At 65.4% G+C, this 16277-nt stretch carries 13 protein-coding genes and 1 pseudogene; 10 read left to right on the top strand and 4 right to left on the bottom strand.

The features are described 5' to 3' along the window. A pseudogene (locus tag AC1DT7_RS17560) lies at positions 1-566 on the top strand (TonB-dependent receptor); the annotation flags it as partial. A 60-nt stretch (positions 567-626) separates the two neighbouring features. On the opposite strand, the gene AC1DT7_RS17555 reads toward AC1DT7_RS17560, so the two are convergent. From AC1DT7_RS17555 to AC1DT7_RS17540, 4 genes are all read right to left on the bottom strand, one after another. Next, positions 627-2003 carry a PepSY-associated TM helix domain-containing protein gene (locus AC1DT7_RS17555; protein WP_478037373.1) on the bottom strand — a complete coding sequence of 459 codons (1377 nt, stop codon included), beginning with the start codon at positions 2001-2003 and terminating at the stop codon, positions 627-629. Between the two features lie 11 nt (positions 2004-2014). Next, positions 2015-4378, bottom strand: coding sequence for a TonB-dependent receptor family protein (locus AC1DT7_RS17550; RefSeq protein ID WP_478037371.1), 2364 nt, complete (start codon positions 4376-4378; stop codon positions 2015-2017). 67 nt (positions 4379-4445) lie between these two features. Beyond that, entirely contained in the window at positions 4446-4847 is a 402-nt protein-coding gene (locus tag AC1DT7_RS17545) for a DUF2946 family protein (RefSeq protein WP_478037370.1), read from the bottom strand. 188 nt (positions 4848-5035) lie between these two features. Then, positions 5036-7381, bottom strand: coding sequence for a TonB-dependent receptor (locus AC1DT7_RS17540; RefSeq protein WP_478037369.1), 2346 nt, complete (start codon positions 7379-7381; stop codon positions 5036-5038). 458 nt (positions 7382-7839) lie between these two features. Between AC1DT7_RS17540 and AC1DT7_RS17535 the strand changes: the two genes are divergently transcribed. From AC1DT7_RS17535 to AC1DT7_RS17495, 9 genes are all read left to right on the top strand, one after another. Next, a complete protein-coding gene (locus AC1DT7_RS17535) occupies positions 7840-8799 on the top strand; it encodes an aldo/keto reductase (RefSeq protein WP_478037368.1) in 960 nt (319 codons plus the stop codon). Between the two features lie 22 nt (positions 8800-8821). Further along, entirely contained in the window at positions 8822-9799 is a 978-nt protein-coding gene (locus AC1DT7_RS17530) for a TauD/TfdA dioxygenase family protein (RefSeq protein ID WP_478037366.1), read from the top strand. Continuing rightward, positions 9799-10902, top strand: a complete 1104-nt coding sequence (locus AC1DT7_RS17525) for an ABC transporter substrate-binding protein (protein WP_478037365.1) — start codon at positions 9799-9801, stop codon at positions 10900-10902. The genes AC1DT7_RS17530 and AC1DT7_RS17525 overlap by 1 nt, the downstream gene beginning before the upstream one ends. Positions 10903-10913: 11 nt before the next feature. Then, complete coding sequence (locus AC1DT7_RS17520) at positions 10914-11774, top strand: ABC transporter permease (protein WP_478037363.1); 861 nt, start codon at positions 10914-10916, stop codon at positions 11772-11774. Next, entirely contained in the window at positions 11771-12517 is a 747-nt protein-coding gene (locus AC1DT7_RS17515; RefSeq protein WP_478037362.1) for an ABC transporter ATP-binding protein, read from the top strand. The genes AC1DT7_RS17520 and AC1DT7_RS17515 overlap by 4 nt, the downstream gene beginning before the upstream one ends. Then, positions 12514-13893 (top strand): LLM class flavin-dependent oxidoreductase, encoded by a 1380-nt coding sequence (locus tag AC1DT7_RS17510; protein ID WP_478037360.1) that lies wholly within the window; start codon positions 12514-12516, stop codon positions 13891-13893. Before AC1DT7_RS17515 ends, AC1DT7_RS17510 begins: the two co-directional genes overlap by 4 nt. Then, positions 13890-14702: an NADPH-dependent oxidoreductase gene (locus tag AC1DT7_RS17505; protein ID WP_478037358.1), complete on the top strand. Its 813-nt coding sequence runs from the start codon at positions 13890-13892 to the stop codon at positions 14700-14702. The genes AC1DT7_RS17510 and AC1DT7_RS17505 overlap by 4 nt, the downstream gene beginning before the upstream one ends. An 85-nt stretch (positions 14703-14787) precedes the next feature. Further along, positions 14788-15204 (top strand): DUF4383 domain-containing protein, encoded by a 417-nt coding sequence (locus tag AC1DT7_RS17500; protein WP_478037356.1) that lies wholly within the window; start codon positions 14788-14790, stop codon positions 15202-15204. Continuing rightward, a complete protein-coding gene (locus AC1DT7_RS17495; RefSeq protein ID WP_478037355.1) occupies positions 15201-16277 on the top strand; it encodes a hypothetical protein in 1077 nt (358 codons plus the stop codon). The genes AC1DT7_RS17500 and AC1DT7_RS17495 overlap by 4 nt, the downstream gene beginning before the upstream one ends.

The raw sequence follows: 16277 nt of genomic DNA, 5'->3' as shown, positions 1-16277 counted from the left end.
GGTTCGGCGGCGGCCGTGGTCCGGGCGGCGGCGGCTTTGGCGGACGCGGCGGCGGGTTCGGCGGCGGCGGCCAGGGCGGCGGGCGGATCAACTTCGCGCTCTACCATACCTGGCATTTCAAGGATGAGGTGCTGGTCCAGAATGGCGGGCCGCGGCTCGATCTGCTCAATGGCGATGCGATCGGCAGCAGCGGCGGCCAGGCGCGCCATGAGTTCGAGGCTCAGGCAGGCTATACCAATAACGGCCTGGGCTTCCGCTTCTCCGGCAATTACAGCACCGGCACGACGGTGAATGGCGGCACGCCGGGGGCGCCCGAACCGCTCGACTTTTCAGGTCTCGGTACGCTCGACCTCAGGCTGTTCGCCGATCTCGGCCAGCGGCTCGACCTGGTCAAGAAACATCCCTGGATGCGCGGCACGCGCGTGACGATCGGGGTGACCAACATCTTCAACGGCAAGCAGCGCGTGACCGATGCCGATGGCGTGACTCCGGTCAGCTATCAGCCCGACTATCTCGACCCGCTTGGGCGGAGCATTCGGGTGAGCATCAGGAAGCTGTTCTTCTGAGAAGACAGCCGGAAATGTCAGTAGGGTCACTGACATTTCCGGCAACACATATCTTTTAAATCAGACACTTGCTTCCCGAAGGCCGAGCCAGTGCCGTGCGCCGGGCAAGCGACGAAGGACCAGCCGCTCGGTCAGCAATACCGCGACGAGCGTGACGCCGAGCAGCGGCAGGAACAGGCCGAGGGCAACGAGCACCACGAAGAAGCCGAACGCGGCCGGCCGCCGTGCCAGCGCCGGCGGCGCGCCGAGCACATCGCCGGGCCGACGGCGCCACCAGAGGACGACGCTGCTGACCGACAACAGGATCAGCCCCAGCGCGGTGGCGAGGTTCATCAACTGGTTGAGCCAGCCGAACAGCTGGCCTTCGTGCACCGCGACGCCATAGCCGACGAGGCGGTCGATCAGCCGCCGTTGCGCGAAATCCTTGCGCGACAGGATCCTGCCGCTCGCCCCGTCGAGCGTGAGGTCGGTACGCTGCGGACGGTTGGCGGCGTCGGACTTGGCAGTCCAGGGCGCGCCCATGCCGGTCGGCGGCGCGATCAGCACCGGTGCAGCGAGGTTCAGCGGCGCTACGGTGACGATCAGCCGGTCGAGCGGCGTGTAGGGTGCCATCGGATGCTGCATCGTCATACCGTGATGCTCGGCATGCTCGTCTTCGAGCATTTCGCGGGTGCCGGCATCGGCCGTAGCGCGCGACTTCAGTTCCTCCGCCCTGCCGGCCGACCAGTCCTGCTTGACCGGCTGGCCCTCGACGGCGGTGCGGACTGTCCTGAGATAATCGCCCCAGCTCTTCGCCCATGGCAGGCCCGACAACAGCATGAACAACGCGAAGGCCGAGACCCAGAAGCCAGTGACGCCGTGGAGATCGCGCCAGAAGCGCCGTCCACCCGAACGCAGCCGGGGATAAACGGCACCCCCTAGCCCACCCCCGCGCGGCCACCAGAGGAACAGGCCGGACAGGATCATCACGATCGTCCAGGAGGCGGCAAGTTCGACCAGGTAAGACCCAGCCGTGCCGACGAGCAATTCGCCGTGCAGGCGGAAGATGATGCGCATCAGGCGCTGGTCCTCATCGACCGTCTTCAGCACCGCCAGCGTCTGAGGATTCACGTAGACGCGGGTTTCGGTCTGCCCTGCCCCGACGATCACCTGCACTGCCTGATCGGGGGTTTCGGGGAGCTGATAGCGATGGAGCACCGAGCCCGGCACGGCGCGTACCGCCGCCGCCGCCTGTTCGGCAGCCGTGGCGCGCGGGCCACTGATGGCCAGATGCGCATAAGGCTGGTCGATCAGCGCCTCGATCTGCGGCCGGAACAGATAGACGGACCCGGTCACCGCCAGCCACAGCACGAACGGGATGCAGAACAGGCCGGCATAAAAATGCCACCGCCAGATGGCGTTATAGCTCGGCCAGCGGCGGCGCGGGGAGTCGCTCATCGTTCGCATCCTTAGAACCGCGCCTTGACGCCGGCGTAGACCGTGCGGGGCTGCCCCGCATAGACCGAGCCGGTGGTGCCGGAGAGGGTTGAAGCCGGATTGTCGAGACCGGTCGCCGCGTTGAGGCTGTTCGAGATGACCGAGGCCGAGCCGACATAGGTACGGTCGAACAGGTTCTGCACCGAGGCATAGAGACTGAACCGGGACCACCAGGCATCGCCCTTGGGTGGGTCATAATGCAGGTTCAGGTTGACCAGGGTATAGGCGGGCATCGCGAGCAAATTGCCATTGTCGACGAAATAGCGGCCCCGATAGGTGACCTCGGCAAAGCCGCCGAGCCCGCGCAGCGGACCATGGGGCTGATCATAGCCGGCGCGTCCGTTGACGAAGGTCGGGATCACACCGGGAACGGCGTTGCCGCTGCGGTCGAGCAGGGTCGAGGCGCCACCAGCGGTCAGACGCTCGCTGAACTCCGTATAATATTGATCATTATAGCTGTAGCTCCCCTCGAGCTTCGCCCCCGGCAGCAAGCCGGGCAATGGCCGCCAGCTAAGCCCGACCTCTATTCCGCGGTGGATCGAGCGCGGGACGTTCGAGGTATAGGCGAGCTGGTTGATGCCCGCCGACTGGCTGACCAGCTCGTTGGTGAACCATTCGTAATAGCCGGTCACCTCGGCCTTCAGCGTTGAGCCCAGCGCGATCTCGGCACCCAGATCGACACCCGTGTTCCGCTGCGCCTTCAGGTCGATATTGTTGCCGAACACGCCCGCCGGGGTGACGAACAGGTTGCCGGACTGCGGAATCCCGTAACCGGTGCCGACCCGGGCATGGAGTCGCACCGCGTCGATCGCCTGCCAGAACAACGCCGCCTCCGGCGCGACGTTCGAGAAATGGCGCTCGGCCGGAATGAGGTTGAGCGTCGGGTTGGCGCCGACCGGATAGGCATAGGCTGTCTGCCGCATATCGATGATCGACCGTTCGGCACCGATGCCGGCGATCAACTGCAAGCGGGGCGTGAGCTGAAGCTCTTCGCGCGCCCGCACGCCCATGTTGCGAATGTCGCCGAACACCGTCTGGGTCGGCGCGCCGAAGCCGTTGCGGCCGGCGGGCGTCTTGTTGAAACTGAAGCTCTGATTGTCGAGGTAATTATAGAAGATTCCGACAAAACTGGTCGCCGGCATCCCGAGCAGCGTTCCGCGATCAGTGATGTCCGACGTGATGTTGTAGCTGTCGAGCGTGCCCTTGAACGGCGTCGCGCTGGTTGGCTGGTTGACCACCCGGCTGTCGAACGTGGCCTGGGTCCGCCAGATCGTGTTCGGCCCGAAATCATGTTCGTAGCGGGTGCCGATAATCGTCCGGCGGTCATTGCGGGCGAGGTCACCCTCATCCGCCGTCTGGGCGATGCGGGGGCCGTTGATGCCGTTGACGAAGACCGAGATGGTGCCGCAGCCGGGCGCAGCCGTGGCCGCTGCCTCGCATCCCTGCTGATAGGGGTTGGCGAGATATTGATTGTAGGACAGGCGCGGCGACAGACGGAACTCGCCCTCATTGTAGATCACTTTGGCCGCGACCCGATCATGATCGCCAAGCGCGAAGGTGCCGTACGCGTTGATCGTCCCGGTCTCATAGCCGGTATGGCCAGTCGATCCATCGCCGCGGACGAAGCTGCCGAACACGGCATATTCGTATTTCGGGCCGGCATGGCCGATCGTCGCATAGACATTGGCATAGCCGTCGCCACCGACATCGGCGCCCGCCTCCACCCCGTCGATGTCGCGGCCGCGTCGCGTGCGGAAGTTGACCGCGCCGCCCAGCGCATAATTGCCGTAGCGCGCCGAGGATGGCCCGCGCACCACATCGACGGCGCCATAGGCATGCGGGTCGGTAAGATCGAAGCGCGCCAGCCCGTCTGGCTGGGTGACGGGGAAATCATCCTCGAACACCTGGATGTTGCGCGCGCCGAAGCCGTTGCGGGCGTTGGAGCCACGCACTGAGACGCTGACGTCGCGCGGGCCATTGCCCTGGGTGACCGCGACGCCGGGCGAGAGCTTGACGATGTCGGCGATGGTGGTCGCGGGCGTGTTGCGGAAGGTCGAGTCATCGACCGTGGTGACGGTCTGGCCGCTGACCTGGGTGGTGAGCGACAATGCCCTGCCGGTAACGATGATGTCCGCGTCCGAGGACGAGTCGACGCGCTCCGAAGCGACGATCGGCACCTGTGTCGCCGCGCCGCCGTCCAATTCGGCCAATTGTGCGTCGATATCGGCACGCTGGCGCAGCAGCTCGGCGCGGCGCGCCTCGGATGGGGTGGTCTGCGCCGATGCTGCAGACGATACGGCGATTGCGGACAGCGCCGCGATCAAACTCTTCTTCATGGGAAATATAGTCCTGATCCACGCGCCCGCCATCGCGATCGACGGCGCGCGCTAAAAAATGGCGAGATCAGGCAGTGGTCGGCGGTCCTCGAAGAGGCGGACGCAGATAGGCCGGCGAGGATGCCGGCACGGGGATCGCAACACGGATCGCCGCAACCATGATGAACAGGATGGCGAGCGCGAGCAGCAGCGGGTCGGCCGCGGCCAGCGACGGCGCGGACAGGCCAGAAAAGGCGCAAGGCATCTCAGCCTTGCCCTGATGGTCACCCTGCGACGAATCTTGCTTGCCTGGGATCGGCATGGCCATCGTCATCGGGCCATAGCCGGAGCAGATCTGGATGATCATGCTGTTGCCCGACATGGTCGGCATGAAGCCGGCCGGCACCAGCACCTTCATCAACAACGCAGCCGCGATGATCCACCCGGCAAGGGCGCGATGGCGCAGGAAATGGCGGCGAAGCGCGTTCACGCCGCGTGCCTAGCGAGGGTGGGCGCGTTTGTCGATTTGGGATGGTGAGACAAGTTGACCTATCTCCGTTCGGGCTGAGCCTGTCGAAGCCCTGCTCTTCTCTTCGCACGAAGAAAGAACAGTCCTTCGACAAGCTCAGGACGAACGGAGGAGGGAGATGATTCTCCCGAACTTTGCCTCCATTCCCGTCAGAAATTGACGCGGAAGGTGGCGCCCGCCGTGCGGGGCGTGCCGAGTTGGCCGGCATAGGCGAAGGGCGAGGTGCCGACGATCGCGGTGGTCGATAGGTTCTGGAAGTATTTCTTGTCGAACGCGTTGTTGATCCAGGCCGACAGATCGTAGCGCCCGTCACGGAAGGACGTGCCGACACGGAAGTTGAACAGGCTGTACGGATCGATCCGGCTATAGGGGCCCACATCCGCCGTACCGAAGGTGCTGGAGCGATAGCTGTACTGGGCGATCGCATAGGGGCGGAGGCCGTTCGCCAATTGTACATGATAGTCGATCGACGCGTTGGCGACCCATTTCGGTGCCTGGAACAGTGGCTTGCCCGTGAGATCGCACACCCCGGTCACGCCGACAGGGCATGGCGCATTGCCGTAGCTCTTGTACTTGGCGTCGTTGTACGAGGCATTGCCGTCGATGGTGAGGTTTTCGGTCAGGCGGAAAGACCCGTCGACCTCGATACCCCGAGACCGCACGTCACCGACATTGGCGAGGTAGGAGCGATTGCCGTTGGTCGGCACGATATTGGCCTGGAGCCCTGACAGGTCGGTCGAGAAGGCGCTGATATTGAAGGTCAGGCGCCGGTCGAAGAACTGGCTCTTGATGCCGAGCTCCCAATTCTTCACCTTTTCGGGTTCGAGGACCAGCGGCGTTCCCGCCGAAACCGCCGCGTTCAGGTTCAGCCCCGATCCCTTGTAGCCGGTCGAATAGGAACCGTAGACCAGCACATCGGTCGCGACCTTGTAGGAGATGCTGGCGAGGTAGGAGACGTTGTCGCCTTTCACCGACACATTGTAGTGGAAGGGGATCGAGGTCGCCACGTTGGGCGTGCCCACCGTCGAGGTGTCGGAGCGGCCCCAGCGCTTGTCATGCGTGTAGCGAATGCCGCCGGTGACGGTCAGCCGGTCGGTGATCGAATAATTGGCCTGACCGAACACCGCGATGCTGTCGACCGTGGTGCGGACATCATCCAGATATTGCGAGCCCGGCGCGATGTTGATCGCCGCAGCGGCCGGGTTCGCGAGCCGTGCATAGGTGGTATAGAAATTGCTCGCGTCATAACCGAACTGGTTGAGGATGAAGTGATCGCGCAGCACCTGGTGGAACAGGTACGCGCCGACCTGCCAGTTGAACCGCCCGGGTCGTGACGCCAGCCTGATCTCCTGCGAGAGCTGATCGTCCTTGGTCTGGGCGACATTGACCTGGATGACGTCCAGCGGCGTGCCGTCACTGTCCTGCAGCGGGTTGAAATGCCAGTAGCGCCATGCGCTGATCGAGGTCAGCGTGACGGGTCCGAGATCCCAGTCGGCCTGGAGCGACACGCCTTTCTGGTCGGTCTTCATGTTCTGGATCGAATTATTCTGGGTATAGTCGAGGCTGGGCTTCGGCACGTAGCCGAGCGCGGCGAGCGCCTGCAGCGTGCGGCCGGTGGTTGCGCTGAGGTTTGCCGGAAGCACCAGCTTGGTCGCGCTGACGCAGCAGGTGTCGTCCTCCACCGAATAGTCGCCGATCAGCCGCAGGGTCAGGTTGCTGGCGGGGGTGGCGAGGAACTGGACTCGCGCACCGCTGCGCCCGACGCTGTTGGCGTCGGCACCGGTCTTGATATTGTCCAGCACCCCGTCGCGGTGCGTGTTGAACCCCGTGACGCGAAAGGCGAGGAGGCCGTCGATCAACGGTCCTGTCACGCTCACGCGCTCCTGATTGTAATTATAGGTACCGCCCGAGAGCTCAGCGGTGCCCTTGAACTCGAATTCCGGCCCTCGCGTGGTGATGTTGAGCACGCCGGCGGAGTTGTTGCGTCCGAACAGCGTACCCTGTGGGCCGCGCAGCACCTCGACCCGGTCGACGTCGATCAGGTCGGATAGCGCCATGCCGGGCCGGCCGAGATAGACGCCGTCGATATAGACGCCGACCGACGTATCGAGGCCATCCGACGCGGAGGAAACGCCGATGCCGCGAATACCAATCGAGGAGTTGCGGGGATTGGAGTTGAATGCGGTCAGGCTCGGGGTCTGGAACTGCACATCGGTGAGCGTGTAGCCGCCCTTGCGCTCGAGCGAGGCGCCCGACACCACCGAAAGGGCGATCGGAACCTCCTGCGCCCGCTCCGACGTGCGACGCGCCGTGACGACGACATCGGCGCCCTCGTCCGGGGTGGAGGCATCGTCGGCCACCGCTACCGACACCGTCTTGGCGGCGCCTCCCGCCGGAGTCTCACCGGGTCCGGCGGGACGGGCGAAGGCCGGCTGGGCGAGCCCAACGCCCGCGATGATCGATGACAGCAGAAGTGACTGACGAAATGTCTTCATATTGGCCTCCCAAGCCCCGGCAACCGTTGATCGACCGGTCGCGGCCGCCCCTCTCCGGACGGCTCGGCAAAGGGCGGCAGTCTCTCGACGCCATGCCGTGATGCATGCCGCGGGACGGCCCGACCCGCCCAGATCGAAGGCCCAAGGCTGATTTTTAATTCCTACTGAGTCAATGGGAATTGATTCTTCAGCGGAGGCAAGATTTTCTAAACCCGGTTCAGTTCGTCGCCCTGCGGGCACGACTCACCGCGACAAATAGCCGTTATGGGTCAGTGGTTTAGGCGGTCTCGCGCGCGCGAAGAGTAACCGCGCGCGAAGAGCTTTCCACCAAATCTACCCCTCCGTCAAATTCCCATGAGTTTGATATGGATTCTACCCGGAGGAATAGATATCCTATTTTCGCCAATCGACGGTCCCGAGGCAGTCTTCGGCTCCAATCATTCGCTGGGAACCCAAAAATGCCGACCATCGGAAATCTTGAAGTGAGCCGTCAGGGCTTTGGTGCGATGGGGCTGTCGCATGCCTATGGGCGGGCCGACGACGCCAGCTCGATCAAGACCCTGCATCGGGCGATCGACCTGGGCGTTGCCTTCTTCGACACGGCGACCGGCTATGGCGCCGGGCATAACGAGGAATTGCTGGGCAAGGCGATTGCCGACCGGCGCGACGGCCTGGTGATCGCCAGCAAGTTCGTCCACCGGCCCAATGGCGGCGGGGCGGCAGTGGCCCCGATCTCCCCGCGCGACGCGGTCGAGGCGAGCCTGAAGCGGCTCGGGCTCGACCATATCGATCTTTATTACCTTCACCGCGTCGATCCCGACATAGCGATCGAGGAGTCGATCGGCGAGCTCGGCCGGCTGGCCGAGGAAGGCAAGATCGGCGGCGTGGGCGTGTCCGAGGCATCGGCCGACGGGGTTCGCCGCGCCAACGCGACCTACCCCCTTACTGCACTGCAGAGCGAATATTCGCTCTGGACCCGCGACGTCGAGGTCGAGATCCTGCCGACCGTACGCGAGCTTGGCATCGGCTTCGTCGCCTATAGCCCGCTCGGCCGCGGTTTCCTGGCCGGCGCCGAGGTGATCGAGGCAGACGACCGCCGCCACCAGCATCCGCGCTTCCAGCCCGATGCCGTTGCCGCGAACAGCCTGCGGCGCGCAACGATCGAGCAGGTCGCCAAGCGGGTCGGCGCCAGCGTGGCGCAGGTCAGCCTGGCCTGGGTGCTGTCCAAGCAGGTCGTGCCGATCCCCGGCACGCGCCACATCAACCATCTCGAATCCAACTGGGCTGCCAACAATCTGGAGCTGGATTCGGAATCGCTGGTGGCCCTCGAAGCGGCCTTCCCGCGCGGCGCGACGGTTGGCGCCCGCTACCCGGCAGATTCGCTCAAGCTCGTCCCGCCAGAGCCGGTCGCCGCGTGAGATCAGGACCAAGGAGACAGATATGAACGCCATCACTGCGCTGCGTCCCGATACCAATCGCGACCGCTTCACCTACGACCATATCAAGGTCGAACCGATCACCCCGACGATCGGTGCCGAGATTTCCGGCGTCGACCTGCGCGAGCCGATCACCCCGGAACTCGCCGCCGACATCCAGCGTGCCCTGCACGACTGGCGGGTGGTGTTCTTCCGCGACCAGGACATCAGCAACGACCAGTTGAAGACGTTCGGCCGCGCCTTCGGGCCACTGACCCCGGCGCATCCGATCGCCGAAGGGCTGCTCGACCATCCGGAGATCTGGGAACGATCGGTCGCCGAATATCGCACTCGGCGCGAGCGCAACGATGCGCTGCCCCCGGGGCGTGAGCTGCCGCGCGATTATAAGGGCTGGCACATCGACATCACCTTCGTCGCCAACCCCAATCGCTATTCGATCCTGCACGGCGTCGAGATCCCGCCTTATGGCGGCGATACCCTCTTCACCAATCTGATCGCTGCCTATGAGGGGCTGTCGGCACCGATCCGCACCCTGATCGACGGGCTGCAGGCAGTGCACCGCACCACCGATTATGACGGCGGCAGCCGCGAGCCGCGCCGCGACGGTCGGACCAAGGGACCGTTCGTCGCGCTTCACCCCCTCGTCCGCATCCATCCCGAGACGGGCGAGAAGCTGCTGTTCCTCAACCCGGGCACGATCAGCCACATCGTCGGGCTGAAGGAGCCGGAGAGCAAGGCCCTGCTCGACCTGCTGTTCTACGAGGCGACCCGGCCCGAATATCAGGTCCGTTTCCACTGGCGGCCCAAATCGCTGGTGGTGTGGGACAACCAGGCCGTCGCCCATGCCGGCCCGATCGATTACGCGCATTTCGACCTGCCCCGCGCGGTTCGGCGCATCACCGTCGCGGGCGAACAGACCCGCGGCCCCGACGGCTTCGTCTCGCAACAGCTCGAAGGCGAGCTGTTCAACGTGCTCGGCTGATGCCGGTCGCGGCCAGATCGAAGCCATGGGGCTTTATCGCTCTGGCCGCGTTCGTCGCGCTCACGATCGGCCTGCTGGTGCTGTTCGCGCCCAATCGCCAGGCCAAGGCGGCGGGCGGGCTGGCCTTGTCAGCCCCCCTGCCCGACACCGTCCCGGACGGCACCGTGCTGACGGTGGGCGATCCGGTGACGGAGTGGGTCGTCCGGCATAATGGCTGGGACAAGGGCCTGAACTTCACGATCAAGTGGGTTCAGATCACCGGCGGGCCCGACGTGACCGAGGCGTTCCATGCCAAGGCGCTCGATGTCGGGCTCGGCGCCAACGTGCCGCCGATCCATGCGACCTGGGTCGGCCTGCCGGTCAGGATCGTTGCCACCGCCTATCGGCGCGATCCGCTGAACTACCCGGCTTTCGTGCTCGGCATCGCGCCCAAGGCGAATATCCGCACGATCGCCGACCTGCGCGGCAAGAGGATCGCGATCAGCCCGAGCCAGGTGCAGGGGCAGATCGTCCTTCAGACCCTGAAGACCGCCGGCATCGCCAAGAGCGAGGTCAAGCTGGTGGAGCTGCCGTCGAGCATCGGCGGCGACGTCTATACCAGCGCGCTGGCCAGCAATGCGGTCGACATGGCGCCGATCGGCGGGGGCATCGTCGCCGAACGCTATATCCGCAAATACGGCGATGACGGCGCCACGATCCTGAAACACCCCGGTTTCCGCGACGATCCGGTCTTCGCCTATGTCCCGGTCGATGTGCTGGAGAATCCGGCAAAGGCAGCCGCGCTGAAGCAGTTCGTTGCCTTGTGGGGCCGCGCCTGGGCTTGGCGGCAGGCGCATCCGGAGGAACTGGCGCGCGGCTATTATGTCGGCGAGCAGGGCCTGAAGCTGGAGGATGCACGGCTGATCGTCACCGCGGCGGGGCATCCGCAGATCCCGGCGCACTGGGCCGACGCGATCCAGTATCAGCAGGCATCGATCGACATTCTCGCGCCGGAACTCGGCAACCCCCGCTTCGACGCAAACACCCTGTTCGACACCCGTTTCGAAGCGCTCGCCGCCAATGGCTTCGCCGCGGCCAGCCCATCCCCAGCCAAGTCCAAGTGACCGGAGGACCGATGAACGCTCCCTTCCCGCAACTGGTCGTCGCACCACCCCGTTACGCGGCGCCGGCCGCCGTCGCCGCCAGCCAGCAGCCAGGGCTGCGCCGGCTCGGCCTTGGCGCCCCGCTGTCCTGGGGCTGGTTGTTGGGACCGGGCCTTTTGCTGCTCTACTGGTCGGTATTGTCGGCGACTGGCTGGCTCGATCCCCGGATCCTGCCGGCACCCTGGACCGCGGTCGATGCGGCGATCGAGCTGATCCGTGACGGCAGGCTGCAGGAAAATCTCGCAGTTTCCGCCTGGCGCGCGGCACAGGGCCTGGTGTTTGGCACCACCGCCGGCGTCGTGCTCGCGCTGCTGTCGGGGCTGACGCTGCTCGGCGGCTATGTGATAGACGGGCTGGTGCAGCTGAAGCGCGGCATTCCGGTGCTGGCGCTGATCCCGTTCATGGTGCTGTGGTTCGGCGTTGGCGAAGGCATGAAGGTGACGGTGATCGCCATCACCGTCTTCGCGCCGGTCTATATCCAGACTCACACGGCGCTCCGCGCGATCGACCTGAAACAGGTCGAGCTGGCCGAGACGCTGGAACTGAGCCGCTGGGGCTTTATCCGCCATGTCGTGCTGCCGGGCGCCCTGCCCGGCCTGCTGACCGGGCTTCGCTTCGGCGTGACCGCGTCGTGGCTGGCGCTGGTCGTGGTCGAGCAGCTCAATGCGTCGAGCGGGATCGGCTATATGATCACCCTCGCCCGCAATTACGCGCAGACCGATGTGATGCTGGTCGGGCTGGTCGTTTATGCGCTGCTCGGCCTGACATCGGACGCGGTGGTGCGGCTGATCCAGAAGCGCGCGCTCCGTTGGCGCCGGACGTTCGCGTCGTGAGCGCGGTCGTGCAGGTTCGCGGGCTCGTCCGCCGCTTCACCAGGAAGGGCGTACTCGACGGGATCGATCTCGACATCGGCGCCGGCGAGTTCGTCGCGCTGCTCGGCCGGAGCGGATCAGGCAAGAGCACCCTGCTCCGCGCGCTGGCGGGCCTGGATCATGAGGCCGAGGGCACGGGCACGATCCTGGTGCCGGAACGGCTGTCGGTGGTGTTCCAGGACGCCCGGCTGCTGCCATGGAAGCGCGTGCTCGACAATGTCCTGCTCGGCGTGACCGGCAGCGACCGGCAGGTACGCGGGCTCAAGGCGCTCGACGAGGTCGGGTTGGCGGGGCGGGAGAATAGCTGGCCGTATGAGCTTTCCGGCGGCGAGCAGCAGCGCGTGGCGCTGGCGCGATCGCTGGTACGCGGGCCGGCGCTGCTGCTGGCGGACGAGCCGTTCGGGGCGCTCGACGCGCTGACCCGGATCCGCATGCACGCGCTGCTTCGGCGCCTGTCCGAAGTCTATAGTCCCGCCGTCCTGCTCGTCACCCATGACGTCGACGAGGCGATCGAGCTGGCCGACCGGGTCGTCGTGCTCGACGACGGCAGGATCGTCGCCGACATCCGCGTCGCCCTGCCGCCCGACGGCATCGCCCGGCGCGAACGGACCGCAGCGCTCCAGCAGGAACTGCTCGGTCTGCTCGGTGTCGCGGTCGACGCCGCCACCTCTCCCTATGCTCGCAGCGAAAGGATCACCGCATGACCGCAGATCGCAAACCCAGGGATCGCAAACTTCGTCTTGGCGCCTTTCTCCAGGCGACTGGCCATCATGTCTCGGCGTGGCTGCATCCCGATACCGACGCCGATGCCGGGCACAATCTCGATCACTATAAAGGCCTCGCGCAGACGGCGGAGCGCGGCAAGTTCGACATGGTGTTCGTCGCCGACAGTCCGGGCGGCTATGCTGATTTCACCGACGAGGCGACCTTCCGCCAGAACGCGAAGGCCGCGCATTTCGAGCCGGTGACGCTTTGGGCGGCGCTGGCGCAGGTGACCGAACGGGTGGGTTTCGTCGCCACCTCGACCACCACCTATGAGGACCCGTACACCACGGCGCGTAAATTCGCGTCGCTCGACTGGGTCACCGGCGGGCGCGCGGCGTGGAACGTGGTGACCACCGGCGCCGACGTCTCCGCCAATTTCAGCCGGACCGAACATCTCGAACATTCCAAACGCTACGAACGCGCGGAGGAATATATCGATGTCGTGAAGGGCCTGTGGGACAGTTACGAGGACGATGCCTTTGTGCGCGATCGTGCCTCGGGCGTGTTCCTCGACACGGAGAAATTCCATGTGCTCGGCCATAAGGGCGAGCATTTCCAGGTGCGCGGGCCGCTCAACATCGCGCGGCCGCCACAGGGCTATCCGGTGATCGTGCAGGCCGGTGCATCCGAACCCGGCCGCGAGCTGGCAGCGCGGACCGCCGAGGTGATCTTCACCGCCAATCTCGTGCTGGAGGATGCGCAGGAATTTTACGGCGACGTGAAGGCGCGGCTCGGCAAATATGGCCGGCGGCGCGAGGACCTGCTGGTGATGCCGGGCATCTTCGCGGTGCTCGGCGGGACCGAGGCCGAGGCTCAGGCGAAATATGAGGAGCTTCAGTCGCTGGTGCATCCGGCGGTCGCCTGGGGCATCCTCAACCGGCATTATCAGGGCGTCGACCTGTCGAGCTACACGCTGGACGACATCGCGCCGCCGCTGCCGGGCGACACAAATGGCAGCAAGAGCCGGCTGAAACTGGTATCGGACCTGGTCGAGCGCGAGCGGCCGACCCTGCGCCAGCTCTACCGCCAGGTCTCGACCGCGCGCGGGCATCTGACCACCGTCGGCACGCCCGAGCAGGTCGCCGACCTGATCCAGATCTGGTTCGAGACCGGCGCGGCCGACGGTTTCAACGTGATGCCGCCGATCCTGCCGACCGGGCTGACCGATTTCGTGGATCAGGTCGTACCGATCCTTCAACGGCGCGGGCTGTTCCGCGAGGACTATGAGGGAAAGACCTTGCGGGAGAATCTCGGGCTGAGGCGGCCGGAGAACAGTTTCGCGGGCCGCATCGCTGCCGTGGCGGAGGCGTCGTGAGCGAGGCCGCCATCAAAGCGCGCTATCGCCATGACGACAGCGCGGCGATCCACCGCAACCCGGCGATCGACCTGCTGATCGAGCATCGATCGGTGCGGGCCTATCTGCCCGATCCGCTACCCGAGGGGACGATCGAGACCCTGGTCGCGGCGGCGCAATCGGCCGCGTCCTCCTCCAACCTGCAGGTGTGGAGCGTGGTCGCGGTGCAGGACCCGGAGCGCAAGGCGCGGCTGGCGGCGCTGGCCGGGTCGCAGAAACACATCGTCGAGGCGCCGCTGCTGCTCGTCTGGCTGATCGACTTCGACCGGCTGACTCAATTGGCCATCGCCCGCGGCGTACCGGCGGAAGCGCTCGATTATACCGAAACCTTCCTGCTCGGATCGGTCGACACCTCGCTCGCAGCGCAGAACGCCGTGGTTGCGCTGGAGTCGCTCGGCCTCGGCTCGGTCTATATCGGCGGCATCCGCAATCGCCCTGCCGAGGTTGCCGCTGAACTCGACCTGCCGCCGCGGATGTTTCCACTGTTCGGCCTCGTCGTCGGCAAGCCCGATCCGGAACGGCCGGCCTCGATCAAGCCCCGCCTGCCGCAATCCTCCGTGCTGTTCCACGAAACCTATGCCTGGACCGACCGGCAGTATGAGGGCGCCCGCGCCTATGACGACCGGCTGCGCAGCTTTCAGCGGGAGCAGGGCATGGCGGAACGCGGCTGGACCGAGCTGGTCGGCGACCGGACGCGCGGGCCTGATTCCATGGCCGGGCGGCACCTATTGCGGGACGTGCTGGGCGATCTGGGGTTCGAACTGCGGTAGCGATCAGCAGCAACCAACGGATTTCGCAGTCGCTTTGGTAAGGAGTTCGCGGCAGGATGCTCCCCGCTCAACCGAGGAGGACGCGATGGATCGGGTACGCAAGATTGGCTGGGGCTATTTCGCCGGGTTCATCGCGGTGGTCGCGATCGGCTATGTGCCGGGCTTCCACGACGCCGACGGCAATCTGTTCGGGCTGTTCAAGCTCGACCTGTATGACGACAGCCTGCACCTTGCTTCGGGCATCTGGGCGGGCGTTGCCGCCTGGCTTTCCTACCGTGCGTCACGCGGTTATTTCCGGTTGTTCGGGCCGCTCTACTTCCTTGACGGGGTGCTCGGGCTGATCACCGGCAGCGGCTATCTCGACGGGGGCATCTTCCTTTACGGGCCGCTCGACCTCTCCATGACGATCCGGTTCTTCGCCAATTTGCCGCACCTGCTGATCGGCGGCTTCGCGATCTACACGGGTTATGTCCTCGGGCGGCAGCCCGTCGCAACCGCATGAAGCGGCGCTGGAAGATCGCGATCGGGGTCGGCGGCGTGCTGGCCGCGACGATCCTGATCCCGATGGCCTATATCGAGGTCGGCTGCAGGTCGCCGATTTCCGGCTTCAATCCAGGGGCGCCGTACAAGTCGATTCTAGAGGCCGCGGAGCGAAAGCCGGAGGCGCGGACCTTCCTGACCTATCCCGAGTGGCACATCGTCTATTCGGCGGAGAGTTATGGCCGGCACCTCACCGCCGGACAGCGGCCGAGCGGCTATGCGTTCGGCAGCGATATCGGCGGTTTCTGGTCGAGCTATTGCGCGCTCAACCGCGCGACCGCGGGCGGCGATGGCGGCGACGCCAAGATGATGATCTACACGATCGGCATCAGCTATTCGGTCGAGATGGCGGTGAAGGCTTTCTACGAACGGTTGATCGGACGGTTCTTCGAATGGACCGGCGGGTGGCACAGTGCCGACGACCGCTACGCCGCGGGAGTGCAGCGCGAGTACGGCCAGTTCATGCACGAGACGCCCTGGTACATGTTCCCGTTCGGCAAGGCGTTCAGCGGGGAATGGCGGACGGTCGACAGCAAGAGCCGGTTGCGGCATGCCGAGCGGCGTTTTGCCCTGAGCGCGGAATATGGCGTGAAAGCCGGATATGCGAAGCTGATCGGATCGGCAGCAGGCGCTACGATGGCCCCGGCAGCGCCGAAGCTATGGTTCGTGGCGAAGGGTTCGCCGGCGGCGATCCAGGCGATCGATCCGCGGTTGAAGCCGATCCGCGTCGCGGGCGGGCTGACGATAGTCGAGGCGCCGCGTTACGCGCAGTTCACCGATCTGCTGGCCAAAATCGCGTCATCCCCGGTCGAGGTCATCGAGATTTCCGGGAATGACGATATTCTCGTCACTGCCCTTGCCCCTGCCTCCAGCACAACCGAGCCGGGGGACGGGACAGTGCTGATCACTCAGTCGCTCGCCGATCGGCCGGGCTGGCGGCGTTACGGCATCTCGACCAAGGTGCCGAAGCTATTGACCCTGTTGCGCAAGGTGAAAGCCCGGGGCGGCACGGTCGAGCACGTCTATGATTATTAG

Source organism: Sphingomonas sp. P3_C6, from assembly GCF_056402595.1.
The sequence above is the reverse complement of the archived record's forward strand: the minus strand, read 5'-3'. Positions and strand labels throughout refer to the sequence as shown.

Excerpts from the sequence above, each read along its gene's own strand:
- AC1DT7_RS17540 (WP_478037369.1), bottom strand. The coding sequence starts at position 7,381 with ATGAAGACATTTCGTCAGTCACTTCTGCTGTCATCGATCATCGCGGGC.
- AC1DT7_RS17510 (WP_478037360.1), top strand. The coding sequence starts at position 12,514 with ATGACCGCAGATCGCAAACCCAGGGATCGCAAACTTCGTCTTGGCGCC.
- AC1DT7_RS17495 (WP_478037355.1), top strand. The coding sequence starts at position 15,201 with ATGAAGCGGCGCTGGAAGATCGCGATCGGGGTCGGCGGCGTGCTGGCC.
- AC1DT7_RS17520 (WP_478037363.1), top strand. The coding sequence starts at position 10,914 with ATGAACGCTCCCTTCCCGCAACTGGTCGTCGCACCACCCCGTTACGCG.
- AC1DT7_RS17530 (WP_478037366.1), top strand. The coding sequence starts at position 8,822 with ATGAACGCCATCACTGCGCTGCGTCCCGATACCAATCGCGACCGCTTC.
- AC1DT7_RS17525 (WP_478037365.1), top strand. The coding sequence starts at position 9,799 with ATGCCGGTCGCGGCCAGATCGAAGCCATGGGGCTTTATCGCTCTGGCC.
- AC1DT7_RS17550 (WP_478037371.1), bottom strand. The coding sequence starts at position 4,378 with ATGAAGAAGAGTTTGATCGCGGCGCTGTCCGCAATCGCCGTATCGTCT.
- AC1DT7_RS17555 (WP_478037373.1), bottom strand. The coding sequence starts at position 2,003 with ATGAGCGACTCCCCGCGCCGCCGCTGGCCGAGCTATAACGCCATCTGG.
- AC1DT7_RS17535 (WP_478037368.1), top strand. The coding sequence starts at position 7,840 with ATGCCGACCATCGGAAATCTTGAAGTGAGCCGTCAGGGCTTTGGTGCG.
- AC1DT7_RS17500 (WP_478037356.1), top strand. The coding sequence starts at position 14,788 with ATGGATCGGGTACGCAAGATTGGCTGGGGCTATTTCGCCGGGTTCATC.